This window comes from Nocardia sp. NPDC003726, from assembly GCF_053586955.1.
In genome coordinates, this window is record NZ_JBSFNF010000050.1 from 1 (window position 1) to 17,976 (window position 17,976).

General features: G+C 69.9%; 16 protein-coding genes. 6 read left to right on the forward strand and 10 right to left on the reverse strand.

What is annotated here, in order from left to right:
- The first annotated feature begins 277 nt into the window (after positions 1–277).
- On the forward strand, positions 278–2,299 hold the full coding sequence (locus tag ACWDMM_RS33300) for a CocE/NonD family hydrolase (RefSeq protein ID WP_195081659.1): 2,022 nt from the start codon (positions 278–280) through the stop codon (positions 2,297–2,299).
- Between the two features lie 8 nt (positions 2,300–2,307).
- Here ACWDMM_RS33300 and ACWDMM_RS33305 read toward each other — a convergent pair whose 3' ends face one another.
- Together ACWDMM_RS33305 and ACWDMM_RS33310 are read right to left on the reverse strand one after the other, a co-directional pair.
- Positions 2,308–3,228 carry an LLM class F420-dependent oxidoreductase gene (locus ACWDMM_RS33305; RefSeq protein WP_195081660.1) on the reverse strand — a complete coding sequence of 307 codons (921 nt, stop codon included), beginning with the start codon at positions 3,226–3,228 and terminating at the stop codon, positions 2,308–2,310.
- A 107-nt stretch (positions 3,229–3,335) separates the two neighbouring features.
- The gene (locus ACWDMM_RS33310) at positions 3,336–3,695 is read right to left on the reverse strand and encodes a helix-turn-helix domain-containing protein (protein ID WP_195081661.1); all 360 of its coding nucleotides are present in this window, start codon (positions 3,693–3,695) and stop codon (positions 3,336–3,338) included.
- Positions 3,696–3,816: 121 nt separating this feature from the next.
- Between ACWDMM_RS33310 and ACWDMM_RS33315 the strand changes: the two genes are divergently transcribed.
- A complete protein-coding gene (locus tag ACWDMM_RS33315) occupies positions 3,817–4,287 on the forward strand; it encodes a gluconokinase (protein ID WP_449941488.1) in 471 nt (156 codons plus the stop codon).
- A gap of 11 nt (positions 4,288–4,298) precedes the next feature.
- Here the strand turns inward: ACWDMM_RS33315 and ACWDMM_RS33320 are convergent, their stop codons facing one another.
- The 7 genes from ACWDMM_RS33320 to ACWDMM_RS33350 all read right to left on the reverse strand — a co-directional run bounded on the left by ACWDMM_RS33320 (position 4,299) and on the right by ACWDMM_RS33350 (position 12,754).
- On the reverse strand, positions 4,299–5,219 hold the full coding sequence (locus ACWDMM_RS33320; protein ID WP_449941479.1) for a DUF5995 family protein: 921 nt from the start codon (positions 5,217–5,219) through the stop codon (positions 4,299–4,301).
- Positions 5,220–5,366: 147 nt separating this feature from the next.
- A complete protein-coding gene (locus tag ACWDMM_RS33325) occupies positions 5,367–6,161 on the reverse strand; it encodes a M50 family metallopeptidase (protein ID WP_195081663.1) in 795 nt (264 codons plus the stop codon).
- Positions 6,162–6,236: 75 nt separating this feature from the next.
- Positions 6,237–7,907, reverse strand: coding sequence for a protein kinase domain-containing protein (locus ACWDMM_RS33330; RefSeq protein ID WP_449941481.1), 1,671 nt, complete (start codon positions 7,905–7,907; stop codon positions 6,237–6,239).
- Between the two features lie 84 nt (positions 7,908–7,991).
- Entirely contained in the window at positions 7,992–8,882 is an 891-nt protein-coding gene (locus tag ACWDMM_RS33335; RefSeq protein ID WP_195081665.1) for a bile acid:sodium symporter family protein, read from the reverse strand.
- A gap of 85 nt (positions 8,883–8,967) precedes the next feature.
- Positions 8,968–10,020, reverse strand: coding sequence for a Gfo/Idh/MocA family protein (locus ACWDMM_RS33340; protein WP_357106359.1), 1,053 nt, complete (start codon positions 10,018–10,020; stop codon positions 8,968–8,970).
- 398 nt (positions 10,021–10,418) lie between these two features.
- Positions 10,419–11,090 (reverse strand): response regulator transcription factor, encoded by a 672-nt coding sequence (locus ACWDMM_RS33345; protein ID WP_195081667.1) that lies wholly within the window; start codon positions 11,088–11,090, stop codon positions 10,419–10,421.
- Positions 11,072–12,754 carry a sensor histidine kinase gene (locus tag ACWDMM_RS33350; protein WP_357206344.1) on the reverse strand — a complete coding sequence of 561 codons (1,683 nt, stop codon included), beginning with the start codon at positions 12,752–12,754 and terminating at the stop codon, positions 11,072–11,074. Before ACWDMM_RS33350 ends, ACWDMM_RS33345 begins: the two co-directional genes overlap by 19 nt.
- 156 nt (positions 12,755–12,910) lie before the next feature.
- Between ACWDMM_RS33350 and ACWDMM_RS33355 the strand changes: the two genes are divergently transcribed.
- The 4 genes from ACWDMM_RS33355 to ACWDMM_RS33370 all read left to right on the forward strand — a co-directional run bounded on the left by ACWDMM_RS33355 (position 12,911) and on the right by ACWDMM_RS33370 (position 17,027).
- Positions 12,911–13,717: an ABC transporter ATP-binding protein gene (locus tag ACWDMM_RS33355; RefSeq protein WP_357106367.1), complete on the forward strand. Its 807-nt coding sequence runs from the start codon at positions 12,911–12,913 to the stop codon at positions 13,715–13,717.
- On the forward strand, positions 13,707–14,594 hold the full coding sequence (locus tag ACWDMM_RS33360; protein WP_195081670.1) for an ABC transporter permease: 888 nt from the start codon (positions 13,707–13,709) through the stop codon (positions 14,592–14,594). The genes ACWDMM_RS33355 and ACWDMM_RS33360 overlap by 11 nt, the downstream gene beginning before the upstream one ends.
- 2 nt (positions 14,595–14,596) lie before the next feature.
- Complete coding sequence (locus ACWDMM_RS33365) at positions 14,597–15,646, forward strand: ABC transporter substrate-binding protein (RefSeq protein ID WP_195081671.1); 1,050 nt, start codon at positions 14,597–14,599, stop codon at positions 15,644–15,646.
- 169 nt (positions 15,647–15,815) lie between these two features.
- Complete coding sequence (locus tag ACWDMM_RS33370) at positions 15,816–17,027, forward strand: NupC/NupG family nucleoside CNT transporter (RefSeq protein ID WP_195081672.1); 1,212 nt, start codon at positions 15,816–15,818, stop codon at positions 17,025–17,027.
- A gap of 4 nt (positions 17,028–17,031) precedes the next feature.
- On the opposite strand, the gene ACWDMM_RS33375 is transcribed toward ACWDMM_RS33370, so the two are convergent.
- Positions 17,032–17,787: a siderophore-interacting protein gene (locus tag ACWDMM_RS33375; RefSeq protein ID WP_195081673.1), complete on the reverse strand. Its 756-nt coding sequence runs from the start codon at positions 17,785–17,787 to the stop codon at positions 17,032–17,034.
- Between the last annotated feature and the right edge of the window lie 189 nt (positions 17,788–17,976).

The window sequence follows — 17,976 nt, forward strand, 5'->3', positions numbered from 1 at the left end:
TTCGACAACTCATCGACCACGAGTCGAACATCATGCAGCACAGCGGATTCCGGCACAACGTGAACGAATCACAACCACGTAAGACACGGTCTAAGCCGCCTCGTCCGTGGCGGCGTCGCGTTCACCGTCTGTTCGTCCGCGACAATCCGGCCCGACCGCACGTCCCGCGTTATTCGCCAGCAGGTTGCTACGTTGTCGCCCAATCGGGTGATCGATGGTCGGTCCGCACACCGGTCGAGGGAGCGAGATGGCAGCGCGGCGTGGCGTGAGACGAACGATGAGCAGGGCGATCCGGACGGTGGCCGCGGTCGCGGTGGCCGCGGCCGTGGGATGCGCGGCCGTCCCGGCGGCCGCGGAGCCGTCGGCCGACGCCCACAGCGTGGCGTGGACCGCGCTGCACGACGGACCCCAGCCGTATGCCGACATCCACATCGACTGGGATGTGCCGATCCGCATGAGCGACGGTGTAGTGCTGAAGGCGAACATCTACCGGCCGGTGAAACACGGGGGCGAGGTGGAGCGGCAGCCGCTGCCGACCATCGTGAACCTCACGCCCTACACCAAGCTCATGACCACCCTGATCGACACGGCGCTCGCGGTGCCCGGCTTGCAGCCGTTGACCGTGCGGCTGGTCAATCGCGTGAATCTGTCCCGCACGCCGGTCAGTGGTTTCGGCGATCTGCTGCACGCGGTGGACGGCGGCACCGTGCAGACGGTGCTCGGGCTGGATCGCGATCTGATCCGCGCCGGATACACCCAGGTCATCGCCGACGTGCGCGGCACCGGCTTCTCCCAGGGATCGTGGGACACCCTCGGCGAGCGGGAACAGCTCGACACCCGCGAGGTGATCGAGTGGGCGGCGGCGCAGCCCTGGTCCAATGGCCGGGTCGGGATGAGCGGCGGCTCGTACTCGGGCATCAACCAGCTGCGCGCCGCCGAGAACGCGCCCGCGCCGTTGCGGGCGATCTTCCCGGTGGAACCGGGCAGCGACCTCATGCGCGATGTCGTCGCACCCGGCGGCGGCGTGGGGACGACGTTCCTTCCGATGTGGCTCAGCACGGTCAACCAGCTGAAGCTGATTCCCGACGTGCAGTCGATGTTGAAGGGCACCTTCGACTGGGAGTGGTTGCGGGAACGGATGTCCGATCCGGCCAGCAATGTGGATCTGCTGGCCCAGGCGTTGCTGACGCCCTCGCTCGACCACGTGCCGCCCGCGCTGGCCGACGCGCTGGACGAGAACAGCTACTTCCGGCGCGGCATCGAGGGGCATCCGGAGCGCATCACGGTGCCCACCTTCGTCTACGGCGGCTGGCACGACATCTTCGCCAACAGCGCGACCAAGCTGTACAACGCGATTCCGCTGCCCGCGGGACAGAAGCAACTGGTCGTCGGCGATACCTATCACGCGAATCCCGGTGCGGGCACCGGCGTTCCGGGTGCGCCGCCGCGGTTGGACGTGCTGCAGCGCGTGTGGTTCGACAAGTGGCTGAAGGACATCGACCACGGCTTGGGCGATTTCGGGCCGATCACCGTGTGGGAACAAGGCGGCGGCTGGATCTCCCTCGGCCAGTTCCCGCAGAAGGACCTCAACCATCGCCGTGTGTATCTGTCGGCCGACCCGAGCGGCACCGCGGGGAAGGCCGTCCACGACGGATCGTTGACGATGAGCGCTCCCGCCGAACGGCGGACCCTGACGGTGGGGCCCGGCCTCGCCTCGGCATGTTCCCGCGACACCGCGCAGGGCTCGGCCGGGATGGCCGCGGTGCTGGACGTGTGCGCGAAGGACTCGCGCATCGCCGAGCGCAACGCGCTGGCCTTCACCAGCGCCCCGATGACCGAGCCGACCGTGATCTCGGGGCCGGTGAACGTGCACCTGAACACGGTGCACGACGCCACCGACGGCTACTGGAGCGTCACCATGAACGACGTCGCGCCGGATGGGAGTTCGAAGGTGCTGTCCACCGGGCAGCTGACCGCCTCACTGCGCGCCGTCGACGAGCAGAAGAGCAGCCGCACACCGACCGGCGACCTGACCGAACCGTTCAATCCGATCACCCTCGACAGTGTGCAGCCGGTCGTTCCCGGTGAGCCGGTGGCGCTGGACATCGCGGTGATTCCCACCCAGGCGGCGCTGCAACCGGGCCACCGGCTGCGGATCGACGTGTTCGCGGGCAACTCGCCGAAGGCGCTGGCCTTCCGGCCGATGCTGAACAACACCGAGCTGAAACCGCAGCACCTGGAACTCGACCCGTCGGCGCCGAGCTTCGTCGTGGTGCCGACCAACCGTCCGCTGGGCTGAGCGCTACCTCACAACTGCGACTGCACCTGCGCGGAGATCAGCTCGAGATGGTCGAGATCGGTCAGGTCCAGCACCTGCAGGTAGATGCGGGTGGTGCCGATCTCGGCGTACCGGCCGATCTTGTCCACCACCTCGGCGGGCGAGCCGGCCAGGCCGTTGGCCTTCAACTCGTCCACCTCGCGGCCGATCGCCTCGGCTCGGCGCGCCACCTCGGCGTCGTTCGCTCCCACGCAGGCCACCAGCGCGTTGGAGTACACCAGGTCGCCGGCGGCGCGGCCGTAGGCCTCCGCGGCCGCGCGCACCCGGTCGAACTGCCGGGTGCTGTCCTCGATGGAGGAGAACGGCATGTTGAACTCGCTGGCGTACTGGGCGGCCAGCCGCGGGGTGCGGGTGGCGCCATGCCCGCCGATCACCACCGGGATCGGGTCCTGCACCGGTTTGGGCAGGGCGGGGGAGTCGGTGAGCTGGTAATGCTTGCCGTCGTAGCTGAAGGTGTCGCCGGGTTTGGTCGCCCAGAGCCCGGTGATGACGGCCAGCTGCTCTTCCAGCCGGGAGAATTTGTCGGCGGGGAACGGGATGCCGTACGCGGCGTGCTCCTCGGCGAACCAGCCGCTGCCGAGGCCGAATTCGACTCGGCCGCCGGACATCTGGTCCACCTGCGCCACCTGGATCGCCAGCGGGCCCGGCAGCCGGAAGGTGGCGGCGGTGACCAGGGTGCCCAGCCGGATGCGCTCGGTCTCCCTCGCCAGACCGGCGAGGGTGATCCAGGCGTCGGTGGGGCCGGGCAGCCCGTCGGCGCCACCCATGCTCAGGTAGTGGTCGGAGCGGAAGAACGCGTCGAAGCCCAAGTCCTCGGTGGCCTTGGCGACGGTGAGCAAGGTGTCGTAGCTCGCACCCTGCTGCGGCTCGGTGAAGATGCGTAGTTCCATGTCGATGACCCTAGCGGTCGCGTCAGTGGCGCGCCTCGGCTGCTCGGCCGGGGGCCGGAGCAGCCGGAACGGGGCCGACCCGGTGCGGCGGCGCGCCTGAAACGTGTTCACCGCGCGGGGCGGTCCGGCGCGGGTGCGGACTGCGTGTAAGTCCGTGCGATGAGCGCGGCGCGCAGTCGGTAGAGCGCGTGCGCAACGGCGGTGTCCGAGCCGGTGAGGCGGCCGATGCGCTCGAGCCGATGGTCGACGGTGTTCGGGTGCGGATACATCGTCCGTGAGGTGCGCAGGCGGTTGAAGTCGTTGCGGATGTGCTCGCGCAAGGTGTCGAACAGTTCGGGGTGGCCCTCCAACGGGTCGAGCAGGGCGGCGAGCCGGTCGCGCCCCGGCCCCGGCCGGGTGAGCTGGCATTCCAGGGCGAGGTCCTCCCGCTGTTCTCGAAATGTATCGGCGGTGGCGCGCAGGGTCACTGCACGGGCCGACGAAGTGCTCGGCGGCTAGGTTGTTGCCGATGACAAGCCCGTGTGCGCGGGAGAGTCCGCCATCGGAGGGAGAAGGGTCCGAGTGCGTGATCTACCGGTGATCGTCGTGATGGGGGTGTCGGGATCGGGGAAGACGACGGTCGGCGCCCGCCTGGCCGAAGTGCTGGGGGTCGAGTACGCCGAAGGCGACGCTTTCCACCCGCCCGCGAACATCGCGAAGATGGCGGCGGGCACGCTGCTGGACGATGCCGACCGCGCACCGTGGCTCGACGCCTTGGCCGCCTGGATGGCCGAGCGATCCGGTCGCGGAGGCGTCGTGACCTGTTCCGCCCTGAAACGGGCGTATCGCGACCGGTTGCGCGGCCGCGCACCCGGCGTCTTCTTCCTGCATCTGGACGCGCCCCGCCAGGAACTCGAACGCCGCCTGGCCGCACGCCGCGGGCACTTCATGCCACCGAACCTGCTGGATTCCCAGCTGGCCACCCTGGAGCGGCTCGATGCCGACGAGCGCGGGAGCGCCGTCGACGCGACCCGACCGCCCGAGGACGTCGTGCGTGCCGCCGTCGCGGCGCTGGCGTGACGGTGCGCCGGTCAGAGCCCGCCGAGGCCGGACAGGACTTCGAAACCGAGATCCAGGCCGCGCCACAGGGCGTCGATCTCGGCGGTGACGGCGGGCGCCGCGGCCGGGTCCTGCAGGGCCAGTCCGTTGCCGAAGATGACGACATTGGCGCCCGCGTCGGCCAGCCGGAGCAGAGGGCCGGTCGCCACGCCTTGCCCGAGCACCGCGTCCAAGCCCTCGCCGACGAAATAGAAGCGCCACAGCGGCCCGAGGTCACCGCCGTAGACGGATCTGGTCGCGGCTACGATCAGCGCTCCTTGCTGGGCGATCGAGTCGACGATACGGAAGTAGTCCTGCGCGTTCGCGGCCGAGCTTCCGATGGCCGCGACGGAGTAGGCCAGATCGACGGTCAAATGCGCGTCGTAACCGGCCATCGCCACGCGCGCGGGGGACAGCTCGCAGCGGCGGGTCAGGTCGAAGTAGTGCGCCCACTGCGGTTCGGCGGGTGCGCCGGTGAATTCGGCGTGCAGCGCGCGCAGGAACCGCGACAGCAGCTCGAGACTGATCCGGTGCGCCCATTCCGGGTCGTCGAACGACGCGGGGTCGCGCTGCAGCGGCAGGACGGCCGCTTGTTCCACCGCGTCGAGCCCGAGGGCGAACACACCGCGTGAATCGTGGTGGCGGACGAGGATATCGGTGATCCGGCGGTGCCGGTCGATGGCTTGCTCCAACTGCCACAACGAGGTACCGGCCTGCGGCCCGGCCGCGGACAGCTGCGCGATCTCGGCTGTCTCCGCCCGCGTCAAGGGTGTGCCGCAGGCCGTGCCGAAAGGTGCGGCGTAGGCGGTCGGACCGAGCGTGATCGTGCCGAGCAGCACCGTGACGGCCGAGACCAGTGCCGGAAGAAGCCGCCGCGCAGCGGTGCTCGGTGCGCGCGCGGGAATGTTCACCATGCTGGCTCCCTGGGGGTCGTGAATCGCGATCCGGCGTCGGACGGCCGAAGGGGTGAGCTCGGCGAATGCGCCGCCGCCGCAGGTGAGGCGTCGGCACTGGGCGGAATCGAAGCCTAGTCGAGCCGACCGGGTGGCGCAGCGCGGCGGTCAGCGCGCCGCGAAGCAGGACCCCGAAGGCGCGCCAGGCAGGCAGACTTCGGCGATGGCGGAGACGAGCAGCCACGCCCCGACCGCGAGCGAACCGACGGCGATCGCGCCGAACACGAAGACCCACAGCAGGCCGGGCAGGCGGGTGAGCCGGGCGAGCTGATCGGCGTCGGAGTCGACCTCGTGGTAGCGGGCGCGTTGCTGCCGGGAACGGCTTCGTTGCAGCTCGATGACCGGACGCGCCCCGGCGAACAGCAGGAACCAGGCGCCCAGATACGCGAAACCCGCTTGCAGCGTGTCGGTGCCGAACCAGGAGACCACGAAGACCACCGCTCCGAGACCGAGCACGGTGATGGCGCCGTAGACATTCCTGATCTTGATCAGCAGCGCGGCGAGCAGCACGATGGCGGTCCAGAGCAGCAGCGTGATCCGGCTCGCGCCCAGCAGCGCGGCGAATCCGAGACCGAGCAGCGGCGGCGCCGGGTAACCGGCCATGGTGGTGAGAATCATTCCGAGGCCGTAGGGTTTGCCGCTCGACACGGTGAGCCCCGAAGTGTCCGAATGCAACCGGATGCTGTTGAGCTTGCGGCCGGTCAGCAGGGCGACCAAGGCGTGCCCGCCTTCGTGCGCGATGGTGACGATATTGCGGGTCAACCGCCAGACGGGGGTGTAACCCACCAGCACGAGCGCCGCCACCGCGGCCGCCGCCACCAGCCACCACGGCGGCTGCGCTTGCGTCGTCGTCAGACGATCGGCGATGGAAGCGCCGCGCTCGAAGAATTCCGCTCTGTCCACCGCCGCACCTTAACCGCCCGCGGACCGCGGCGCTCGGGCGTACGTTCCCGCGCACGGCGCCCGGTCCTCACGCCGTCAGCTCTTGCGCAGGACGCCTTCGATGTTGCCGATGACGCCGGAGGTCCGGTACGACAGGGAACCGTCCGGCTGCAGGGTGACCGTCGAGGTGGAACCATTGTCGAAGCAGGCCGGGGAGCCGCCGGAGAGCCGCGCGACGAACGACAACTGGCTCTCGCCCGCGGCGGTGAGCGTCTCCGTGCGTTCGCAGCGCTCACCGCTCAATTTGCCGGTGTTCGACGACTGCGCGACTTCTTGGCCCACCGCGCCGTCACGAATGGTCAGCACGATGTCGAAGGACAACAAGGGGTCGCGGGCCACGCCTTTCCATTCTCCGACGAAAGCCTCCGGAACACTGCTGCCGGAAGGACCGCTGCCGGTCGGTTCCGCGTCGACGGCCTCGGTGGCGGTGGCCGCGGAGGAGCTGCCGGTGGTTCGCGTGATCTGGTCGGCCGATTCGTTCGCGTTCTGGTTCCGTAGCTGAGCGCCGACCACGAACGCGGCGATCGCGACGGCGAGGCAGACGACGAACGCTCCGGCTATGAGCAGAACGCGGCCGGGGCGGCGTGCGGGTGGCGCGGCGGGGACCGGACCGAACGCGGGCGAAACCTGGTGCGCGGGTGCAGGCGTCGGAGGTCTCGCGAACGCGGGAGGCGTTCGCGGCGGGAGGGAGTGCGGCGTGGACGCCGATCGTCCTGGATCGCCTCGCGGGTACCGCGCGTCGGTAGGTGGTGCGGGGCCGACCATGGTGTCGGCCGTGCGCGCTGGATCAGCGGGCACGAAGAACCGCTGGTGGTCGAGTGGCCCGGAGTCCAGATTCAGCAACTCGACCGCACGGCGGCCGACCTCCTCGAGCACCGGGCCGGGCAGCCAGCCGCCGCGGTCGGGGATGCCCAGCGCGGTGAGCTGGGACAGCAGTTGTTCCGGAGTCGGGCGCGCCGCGGCGTCTTTGGCCAGGCAGGCGGCCACCAGCGGGCGCAGCCGTTCCGGCACGTCGCCGAGCCGCGGCTGCTCGTACACCACCCGCCACAGCATGTGCACCGCCTCGCCGACGCCGAACGGGCCGTGGCCGGTCGCCGCGAACACCAGGACGCCGCCGAGTGCGAAGACATCGGCGGGCGGGCCGATCGGGTCGCCGGTCACCTGCTCCGGACACATGAACCCCGGTGAGCCGATGACCTTTCCGGTGGTGGTGAGCCTGCTGTCGTCGACGGCGCGGGCGATGCCGAAATCGATCACCTTGGGGCCGTCGAGGGCCAGCAGGACATTGGACGGTTTGAGGTCGCGGTGCACCACACCGGCTCCATGGACGGCGGTCAACGCCTCGACCAGCCCGTGCGCCAGCACGAGCAGGGCATTCTCCGTGAACGGCCCGTACCGCTCGACCGCGTCGGCCAGCGGGAATCCGGCCACATAACCGGTGGCCAGCCAGGGTGGATCGGCGTCGACGTCCGCGTCGAGCACCGGTGCGGTGAAGTGCCCGTCGACCCGGCGGGCCGCGGCCACCTCGCGCCGGAAGCGCTGACGGAATTCGGCGTCGATCATGTCCGGGCGGATGACCTTCACCGCGACGGTGCGCCCGCCCGAGTTGCGGCCGAGGTAGACCCGGCCCATGCCGCCCGCGCCGAGCACGCCGAGCAGGCGGTAATCCCCGATCCGGGCCGGATCGTTCGTGCCGAGCGGTTGCATCGCGCAGCTGACTCCCTTCGCGTGGCATCGACCCTCCGAGAGGCTACTCACCGGGCCCGTCCGTGTCCGCTCGGACCGTCTCCGTCAACCCGCCATGCTCGGCGCGGGCGCGGACTGCTCGCGGCGCGCCCGCCTGGCCAGCAGATACGCGGCGATCGCCGCCGGGATGTTCATCAGAACCCCGTACACCGCGCCGGGAACGGCCATGGTCTCGTTGTCCAAGACCGAAGCGGCGACGGCGATCGCGAGCGCCGCGTTGTGCACGCCGATCTCCATCGCCGAAGCGATCGCCTGATCGGCTTCCACACGCAACAGCCGGGGCAGGAAGTAGCCGACGGCCAGACTGATCACGGCGAAGCACAGGCAGATCGCCGACAGCTCGCCGATGTGCTCGGTCAGGATGTCCGGATCGGAGCCCACCCCGGCCGCGATCACCAGCGCGAGAACCACGACGGACAGGATCTTGACCGCACCGCGCATCCGCCGCGACCACTGCTGGAACCGCCGGTGCACCACCATGCCGATCGCGACGGGCACCAGCACGATGGCGAAGACCTGCGCGAATTTGTCCGGTCGAAGTCCCACCGAACCCGTGCCGTCCAGGAACAAGGCGTAGGACAGCGCCACCACCACCGGCAGGGTGAACACCGCGAGCACCGAATTGATCGCGGTGAGCGTGATGTTCAACGCCACATTGCCTCCGGCGACGTGACTGAACAGGTTGGCCGACGCTCCGCCCGGTGAGGCCGCCAGCAGCAGCATGCCCGCCGCGAGCGCGCCGTCCAGCCCGAACAGGCGGATCAGGCCCAGGCATACCGCGGGAAGCAGGATCATCTGGCACACCAGCGCGATCACCGCCGCTTTCGGGTACCGCAGCACGCGCGCGAAATCCTCGGTCGTCAAGGTCAATCCGAGCCCGAACATCACCAAGGCCAGCGCCAGCGGCAGCAGCACCGCGAAAACCGTTGCACCCACTCGGTTCTCCTCTCCGGCGGGCGGCCGGGAGCGGCCGGCCCAGGGACCGACGTTATCGAGTCGCGGCGCAGGTAGCCAGTGGCGGTCAGGCGGTGACGGTCACACCCCTGGCCGCCGACTCGCGGGCTTTCGTCAGCAGGCGCAGAGTGGTGACGGCGTCGCGCGGGTCGACGGGCACGGGCCCGCCGTCGAGCAGCGCGGCGGCCATCGCGGAGTAGAACTCGGGATATGCGCCGGGTGCGGTCGGCAGAGGGGCGAAGTCCGGTTCCGCGCCCAGCACGCCCCAGCGCTCGGGATCGACTGTGCCCCAATCGGAATCGCTCTCCGGACGACGCCCCGACCGGAGCGCGTCCTCCTGCGGGTCCAGCCCATGGGTGACATACGCGGCTTCCGACCCGAGCACCCGGAAACGCGGCCCGAGTTGCGGGGCCACGGCGCTCATCCAGAGATGGGAGCGCACACCGCCGGTGTGGGTGAGCGCGACGAACGCGTCGTCGTCGGTGGTGATCCCTTCTCGCCGCCGGTCCAGCTCGCAGTACACCGAAGCCACCGGACCGAAGAGGGTCACCGCTTGGTCCACCAGGTGGCTGCCGAGGTCGAGCAGAATGCCCGCGCCCTCCTCGTCGGTGCCGACCTCCCGCCAGCCGCCCTTCGGCACCGGACGCCACCGTTCGAACCGGGACTCGAAACGCCGCACGTGGCCGAGTCTTCCGGTCTCGACGAGTTCGCGCACCGTCCGGAAGTCACCGTCCCAGCGACGGTTCTGGAAGACCGACAGCGCCAGGCCGGACCGCTCCGCGCGCCGGACGAGGTCTTCGGCGTCGTCCACCGTGACCGCGAACGGCTTGTCGACAACCACCGGCAGCCCGGCCTCCAGCGCCTGCCCGGCCAGCGGTGCGTGCGTATGGTTCGGTGTCGCGATCACGACCAGATCGATGCCGTCCGGTGCGGCGAACAACTCCTCGGCGCGCGGCGCCACCCGCACACCGGGGTGTTCGGCGCGCGCCCGTTCGGCACGCTCCGCCGAAGAGGTCACCACGGCCGCGACCCGCATCCGCGGCTGCGCGGCGATCAGCGGGGCGTGGAAGACCGACCCGGCCAATCCGTAGCCGACAACGGCGACCTCGACGATGCTCATGTCCCGACGCTACCGCGCCGACGACAGCGTGGCGGGCACCCGCATCCGAGCCGGGGCGGCGCCCGAGCAGAAGACGATGCTCGTGCCCGGACGCCGGCGCGCCGATGAGGATGTGGTGGGCATGGGGCGGCGGCTGAGCAGGGCGAGAAGCGGTGCGCGGCTCGAAGTGAGCGCCGCCGCGCCGGACGATCGGACCCTGCCGGACGGTGCGGCTCGGGACGGCATGGCCGCGCGCCCTCACCCGGCCGAGCCCTGTGCCGGAGCGCGCGGATGGGCGCAGAACCGGCGGATTCAGCGACCGGTGACCGCCGGGCCACGGCGTCGCGACCCAGCCCACGCGTCGCTGCAACCCGGAAAGCCCGATTCCGGCTCGGCAGCCGTTGAGACACCGCGTCGGCTCAGTGCGGCGGTGCGGCGGAGTACTCCTGTTCGGGCCGCCCGGTGCTGCCGTAGCGCAGGCTCATGCGCACCGCGCCGCCGGACACGAGCGCGGCGAGATAGCGCTGCGCGGTGGCCCGGGAGATACCGATGGCGCTCGCGACCTCGCCCGCCGACAGGGGCGCGTCTGCATCGAGAATCGCTTGCAGGACTGCGTCTTTGGTCGGGGAGGCGACGGTTGCCGCCGGGGTCGCGGTGACCGAGGGACGCAGCGCGTGCAGCGCAGCGGCGACCCGGGCGTTGTCGGCCTGCGGCACGGCGAGGATGCGCCGATAGCGGGCGTAGGCGGCGAGCCGGGCGGCGAGTTCGGTCTGCGGGAAGGGCTTGACCAGGTAGGACACCGCACCCGCCGCCACCGCGGCGCGCACGGACTCGCTCTCCGTCGACGCGGTGAGCACCATGGCGTCGCAGCGCAGCGCCCGGACGAAATCGATCCCTGATCCGTCCGGCAGGTAGACGTCCACCAGCGCCAGGTCGATGGGCTGCGTAGCGATGATGTCCCGGGCGGCGGCAAGGGTGTTCGCGGTGCCGGCCACCGTGAAACCCGGGATGGCCTGCACGATTCCGGCGTGCAGGTTCGCCACCCGGAAGTCGTCGTCGACGACCAGGACGGTCAGGGTCGTCGAGGCCATGACACCTCGCTCTCCACGAGCACCCCGGGGATGCGGGCGATGAACTCCGCGCCGACGAGTGGCGGTTCCCCGCCGCCCGCACTCGAAAGGCGGACGTCGCCGCCGTGGGCGCGGACGATCTGGCGGATCAAGGCGAGTCCCACCCCGCGCCCACCGGGGACGCCGCGATCGTCGCGGGTCGAGATCCCTTCGATGAACAGCCGGTCCACCAGATCGGGGCCGACACCGTCGCCGCTGTCGGCGACCGTGATGTGCAGTGTCGAATCCTCCTGCACCAATTCGACTTCCACCTGCCGCACCGGCCGGTCCCCGGCGCGGACGGCTTCCATGGCGTTGTCCAGCAGATTGCCGAGCACGGTGGTCACGTCCACCGGATCGGCGAGATCGCCCTCGACCCAGGTGTTGGGCCCGAGCACGAGTTCCACCCCGCTCTCCCTGGCGTGCGCGGCCTTGGCGGCCAGGAAGGCCTGCAGGTAGGTGTCGTGGATGGCGTCGATACCCGGCGTCGCCGGACCGAGCGGACCCGCGCCGATCAGCTCGTCCACCGACCGCGCCGCTTCCTCGACGTGCCCACTGTGCAGCAGTCCGCTGATCAGGTGCATCTTGTTGGAGAATTCGTGGCGCTGCGCGCGCAGCACCGTGCTCATCGATTGCACCGCGTCCAGCTGCCTGGTCAGCGATTCCACGTCGGTGCGGTCGCGCACCGTGAGCACCGCGCCCAGATCACGCCCGTCGCGGCTGACCGAGCCAGCGGAGACGATGACGACGTTCGCGCCGATCGTCGCCGAGGTGGGTTGCTGGTCGAGGTCGCGGAAGACCTCCAGCACCCGCGGGGTGAGTCCGATCCGGTCCACCGGGCATCCGATGTCCGGCGCGACGCCGAGCAACCTGCGCGCCTCGTCGCTGACGAAGGTCGTGCGCCACGCCGCGTCGACGGCCAGCACGCCGCCGCCGATGCCGTGCAGCACCGCGGCCTGGCCGCGGACCAGCTCGGCCAGCTCGTCCGGCTCCAGCCCGAGGGTGAGCCCGCGCCACCGGCGGGCGAGCAGCACCGATCCGGCGATGCCGACCGCGAGCGCCACCGCGACCAGCCCGCCCGCGGTGCGCAGATCGCCGAGCAGTTGCTCGTGCACCGCGTCGGTGGCGATGCCGACGCTGACCGCCCCGACCACACGGTCGGAACCGGGTGCCGTGACGGGAACCTTCGCGCGCACGGAGTCACCGAGCGTGCCGCGTTCCTCGGTGATCGACTCGCGGCCCGCGAGCGCCTCCGACGGATCGGTGCTGACGTGCTCGGCGAGCCGCCCGGCGTCCGGATGCGCCAGGCGAATTCCCGCGTCATCGGTGATGACCACGAACAAGGCATCGTTGCGCTGGGTCGCGTCCACCGCGACCCGCTCCAGCGGGCCGGTGGCCAGTTGCCGACGCACGCCGGGATCGACCGCGCCCGGCGCGTACCCGGCCACTTCGGCGCGCACCACCGGGTCGGCGGCGACAGTGCGGGCGACGGCCAGCGCGCGCTGGCCGTAGGCGTCGCGCAGCCGCCGGTCACTGAGATAGCCGAACACCGCGAACGCGACGCCGAGCGTCAGCGCGACCACCAGGATCTGCGACAGCAGTACCTGGGTCCGCAATCGCACGGCCCGCGCGCCCTCAGTGGCCATGGCCGCAGCATAAGCGCAGACCCCCGCGCGCGGCGCATGAGCAGAATGCGCAAAACCCGCAGATCCCGCGTTTGTGGCGGTTGTGCGCACAAGCTCCGGCGTGTGACCGGGGCCACGTACGTTTCCCCCGACCCGATCTCGCAGGAGTAGGAAGCAATGACGCAATCACTCATCGAGCTGCGGAACGCGACCAAGCGCTTCCCCGGCACCGGCGGCGGCATCCACACCGCCGTGCGCAATCTGAACCTCGCCGTGCGCCCCGGCGAATTCGTCGCCGTCGTCGGCCCGACCGGATGCGGCAAGTCCACCACGCTGTCGCTGGTGTCCGGCCTGGAGCCGGCCTCGGCCGGCCGGACGCTGGTGCGCGGCAAGGACGTCGACGGCATCCCCGATGGCATCGGCTACATGTTCCAGCAGGATGCGGTGCTGCCGTGGAAGAGCGTGCTGGACAACGTGGCGCTGGGCCCGCGCCTGGGTGGCGCGTCGAAGGCCGAGGCGCGCGCGAAAGCCGCGGGGTGGGTGCGCACGGTCGGGCTGGCCGGGTTCGAGAGCTACTACCCGCATCAGCTGTCCGGCGGGATGCGCAAGCGCGTCGCGCTGGCGCAGACGCTGGTCAACGAGCCGGAGATCCTGCTGATGGACGAGCCGTTCAGCGCGCTGGACGTGCAGACCCGTCAGCTCATGCAGGACGAATTGCTGCGGGTCTGGGCGGGCACCAACGCGGCGGTCGTCTTCGTCACCCACGATCTGGAGGAGGCGATCGTGCTCGCCGACCGGGTGGTGGTGATGACGGCGAGCCCGGCCACCGTCTGCGGTGACTTCCCCGTGGGCCTGGCCCGGCCGCGCAGCGTCGAGGACGTGCGGCTGACGGCCGAATTCCGCGACATCTACCAGGAGATCTGGCAGACGCTGCGCGATCAGGTCGAGGCGGCTCGGGCGAAGGGAGCCTCCCGTGTCGCATGACGTGCTGGTCCAGGATGCCGTTGACGAGCCGGCGGTGGAGAACGAGACCGAGGAGCAGATCCTGGCCAGGGTGCGCACCTCCGCCCGCCGCGCCAGGATCCGCACCTGGGGCCTGCGCGCCGCGCTGGTCGCGCTGTGGCTGGGCGCGTGGGAACTCACCGCCACGGTGTGGATCGACCCGTTCTTCTACTCCAAGCCGTCGCTGATCTGGGCGCGTTTGGTCGAATGGTTCACCGAGGGAACGCAATTCGGCTCGGTCTGGTTGCAGGTCTACACCACCGTGCAGGAGGCCGTGCTCGGCTTCGTGATCGGCACGGTGGCCGGCGTCGTGCTGGGCGTGTTGCTCGGCCGCAGCCGCTACTGGGCGGAGGTGCTCGCGCCGTTCATCAAAGCGCTCAACGCCGTGCCGCGCATCGTGCTGGCGTCGCTGTTCATCATCTGGTTCGGGCTCGGGCTGAGTTCGAAGGTGGCGACCGTGGTGGTGCTGGTGTTCTTCGCGGTGTTCTTCAACGCGTTCACCGGTGCGCGCGAAGTGGACGGCAACGTGATCGACAACGCCCGCATCCTCGGCGCGAGCCGCAGGCAGGTGCTGGTGTCGATCGTGCTGCCGAGCGCGACCACCTGGATCCTGTCCAGCCTGCACACCGCGTTCGGCTTCGCGCTGATCGGCGCGGTGGTGGGCGAATACGCCGGGGCGAGCAAGGGCTTGGGACTGTTGATCAGCAACGCGCAGGGCACCTTCGACTCGGCGGGCATCTACGCGGGCATGATCATCATCACCGTGATCGCGCTGATCGCCGAGTGGGGCATCGGCGCGGCGGAGAACCGGTTGCTGAAATGGCGGCCCTCGCAGACGACCTCGAACCACGGGATCTGATCATGAGGTATCGCAAGCAGCTCGCGCTCGTCGCCGTGGTGGTCGCGGCACTGCTGACGGCCACAGGATGCCGGGACTCCCGCACCATCCCCATGGCAGGCGGCCGACCGCAGATCACCATCATGGTGGGCGGACTGGAGAAGGTGATCTACCTGCCCGCCGTGCTCACCCGCCAGCTCGGCTTTTTCGAGCGCAACGACATCGATGTGACCTTGCTCGGCGAGCAGTCCGGAGCCACCGCAGAGACCGCGCTGCTCACCGGCGACGTGCAGGGCGTGGTCGGCTTCTACGACCACACCATCGATCTGCAGGCCAAGGACCAGTGCATCCGCTCGGTGGTGCAGATGTCCGACGTGCCGGGTGAGGTCGAACTGGTGTCGAAAGCGGACGCGGACATCACCTCGGTCGCCGACCTGCGCGGCAAGAAACTGGGCGTGACCTCGCTCGGTTCATCGACCGACTTCCTCACCCAGGCGCTCACCGGCCAGGCCGGCATGGGCACCGCCGACTACACCCGGGTGAAAGTCGGTGCGGGGCAGACGTTCATCGCGGGCATGAACCACGACGGCATCGACGCGGGCATGACCACCGATCCCACGGTGGCGCAGATGGTGAACTCCGGGGATGCGCGCATCCTGGTGGATCTGCGCACCGAGGCGGGCACCAGGGCCGCGCTCGGCGGACTGTATCCGGCGACGTCGCTGTACATGAGCTGCGCGACGATCGAGGCTCACCCCGACATCGTGCGCAAGCTCGCCGCCGCGTTCGTGCAGACGCTGCAGTGGATCGATACGCACACGCCGGAGGAGATCGCCGAGAAGATGCCGCCGCAGTACGCGAGCGCGGGCAAGGACCTCTACGTCCAGTCGATCCGCGACTCCATCGGCATGTTCAACGGCGACGGGTTGATGAAACCCGAAGGCGCGCAGAACGTATTGGAGATCCTCGGCAAGTACTCGAAGAACGTGCGGCCCGTGCGTGATCGCATCGACCTGTCCGCGACCTACACCACGCAGTTCGTGGAGGAGGCGTTGCGCGCGCCGCGACAGTGAAGCGGCGTCTACGACCATGTCCGGCCGCCCGGGATCGTCCCGGGCGGCCGGGACGCTGCCGGTGTGCCCGCGGGTGGCCGCGGCTTCTCAACTGTGGAGACACCGCAGCATAAACCGACATGAGAGGTGCTCCCACAAGCTGTTGTAGGCCACGGCCGCCGAGGTCCGCGTGCATCATTTGATCGGAAGCGCCGGGCTGGTGTGTTTCCTGCTGCTGGCCTGGCTGCCCAGTACCGACCGCCGCGCCGCCGCCGCTCGGCTGCCCCGGATCGCCCTGCTGCTGCTCGTGCAGATCGCGTTCGGGTTCCTGCTGCTGAAGACGGGGGTGGGGGCCACCGTGATCCGCGCGGTCAGCGACGCCTTCGCCCACATCCTCGGCTACGCGGCCCAGGGAACCGCGTTCGTGTTCGGCGAGCTGCCCGCCGTGGGCAGCGGCGGGCCCGCGTTCCTGTTCGCGGTCCTGATGCCGATCGTGCTGGTCTCCGCCCTGATCGGCATCCTGCAACACCTGCGGGTGCTGCCGTTGATCATCAAGTACCTCGGCCTGCTGCTGGCGTGGGTGAGCGGCTTCGGCCGGATCGAATCGTTCAACGCGGTCGCCTCCGCCATCCTCGGCCAGTCCGAGGTGTTCATCTCGCTGCGCGCCATGCTCGACGACATCCCGCCGCAGCGGATGTACACCCTGGCGGCCTCGGCGATGTCCACGGTGTCGGCGGGCATCCTCGGCGCCTACATGCTGCTCATCGACCCGAAGTACGTGATCGCGGCCATCGTGCTGAACATGCTCGGCGCTTTCGTGGTGTGCTCGCTGATCAATCCCTACGCGGTCGCCGCCGCCGACGACGCCCGGCTGCTCGGCGAGGAGATCGCCGACAGCCGCAAGCGGCAGTCGTTCTTCGAGATGCTCACCGAGTACATCCTGGTCGGCTGGAAGGTGGCGTTCACCGTCGCGGCCATGCTGATCGGATTCATCGCCTTGCTCGCCATGGTCAACGGGATCTTCGCCGCGCTGTTCCACGGCACCACGTTCCAGGACGTGATGGGCCACGTCTTCGCCCCGCTGGCCTGGATGACCGGCATCCCATGGGAGGAGGCCGCGGCAGCGGGCCGGTTCATGGGCACCAAGCTGGTGTCCAACGAGGTGGTCGCCATGCAGGAACTCAACCGGCAACACGCCGGGCTGTCGGACCGCACCGTCGCGATCGTGTCCACATATCTGGTGTCGTTCGCGAACTTCTCCACCATCGCCATCGTCACCGGCGCGGTCCGCAGCCTCAGCGAGAAACAAGGCACCGTCATCGCCCGCAACGGGCTTCGCCTGCTCTACGGCGCCACCCTGGTCAGCTTCCTGTCCGCCACCATCGTCGGACTGCTGAGCTGAGGGCTCAGCCGTCGGCCCCCTCGGCCGCTCGCAGCTCGGCCTTCCATTCCCGGAAGCCTTCCTCGGTGCGGCCGCGGCGCCAATATCCGGAGATCGACGCCGCCCACTCCGCGGTGACGCCGCGATCCTTGCGGATGTAGCGGCGCAGATTCTTCATCACCGACTCCGCTTCGCCGTGGATGAACACCTGGACCTGCCCCGGCGTCCACGACGCGGAGCGGACGGTCTCGGCGAGCACCTCGCCGGGGGCGCGTGTCCCGCGGTGCAGCCAGGTCAGCTCGATGCCGTCCGGCTTCTTCAACGGCAGTTCGTCGTCCGGACCGGCGACTTCGACGAACGCCAGCCCGGTGGCCTCGCCGGGCATCGCCTCGAGCGCGGCGGCGATGGCAGGCAGCGCCGCCTCGTCACCGGCCAGCAGATGCCAGTCGGCATCCGGGCGCGGGGCGTAGGCGCCGCCGGGTCCGTAGCAGTCGATGGTCTCTCCGGGCTGGACCGCGGCGGCCCACGGTCCAGCGATGCCCTCCGCGCCGTGGAAGACGAAATCGACCGCGATCTCCCCGGCCACGGGGTCGACGGACCGGACGGTGTAGGTGCGCAGCACCTCGTTGCCGTCCTGCGGGAAGATGAACTTCACATACGAGTCGGTGAACTCGCTGGGCCGGAACGCGGCGAAGCCGGGGCCGCCGAGATGCACCCGAATCAGGTGCGGGGTGAGCCATTCGGTGCGCTGCACCGTGAAGGTGGTGCGGGGACGTGCCAAGAGAACCTCCGATAATGCTAATTAGGATTGCCTTACTTACCCTACCTGTGTTCCGCTCGAGCTGCGGGGAACCGTCGACGGCGCGCCGCCCCGGCGAAAGGACTCTCAATGACCGTGTCAAGTCGCGGAGGCCACCGGTATCGGCGTGTCGAAGCTGAATTCGCGGCCGTCGCGCAGCAGTGCCCACAG

Coding starts and splice junctions, on each gene's coding strand:
- ACWDMM_RS33355 (WP_357106367.1), top strand. CDS start 12,911: ATGACGCAATCACTCATCGAGCTGCGGAACGCGACCAAGCGCTTCCCC.
- ACWDMM_RS33345 (WP_195081667.1), bottom strand. CDS start 11,090: ATGGCCTCGACGACCCTGACCGTCCTGGTCGTCGACGACGACTTCCGG.
- ACWDMM_RS33350 (WP_357206344.1), bottom strand. CDS start 12,754: ATGGCCACTGAGGGCGCGCGGGCCGTGCGATTGCGGACCCAGGTACTG.
- ACWDMM_RS33330 (WP_449941481.1), bottom strand. CDS start 7,907: ATGCAACCGCTCGGCACGAACGATCCGGCCCGGATCGGGGATTACCGC.
- ACWDMM_RS33340 (WP_357106359.1), bottom strand. CDS start 10,020: ATGAGCATCGTCGAGGTCGCCGTTGTCGGCTACGGATTGGCCGGGTCG.
- ACWDMM_RS33365 (WP_195081671.1), top strand. CDS start 14,597: ATGAGGTATCGCAAGCAGCTCGCGCTCGTCGCCGTGGTGGTCGCGGCA.
- ACWDMM_RS33315 (WP_449941488.1), top strand. CDS start 3,817: ATGGGGGTGTCGGGATCGGGGAAGACGACGGTCGGCGCCCGCCTGGCC.
- ACWDMM_RS33300 (WP_195081659.1), top strand. CDS start 278: ATGAGCAGGGCGATCCGGACGGTGGCCGCGGTCGCGGTGGCCGCGGCC.
- ACWDMM_RS33320 (WP_449941479.1), bottom strand. CDS start 5,219: ATGGTGAACATTCCCGCGCGCGCACCGAGCACCGCTGCGCGGCGGCTT.
- ACWDMM_RS33305 (WP_195081660.1), bottom strand. CDS start 3,228: ATGGAACTACGCATCTTCACCGAGCCGCAGCAGGGTGCGAGCTACGAC.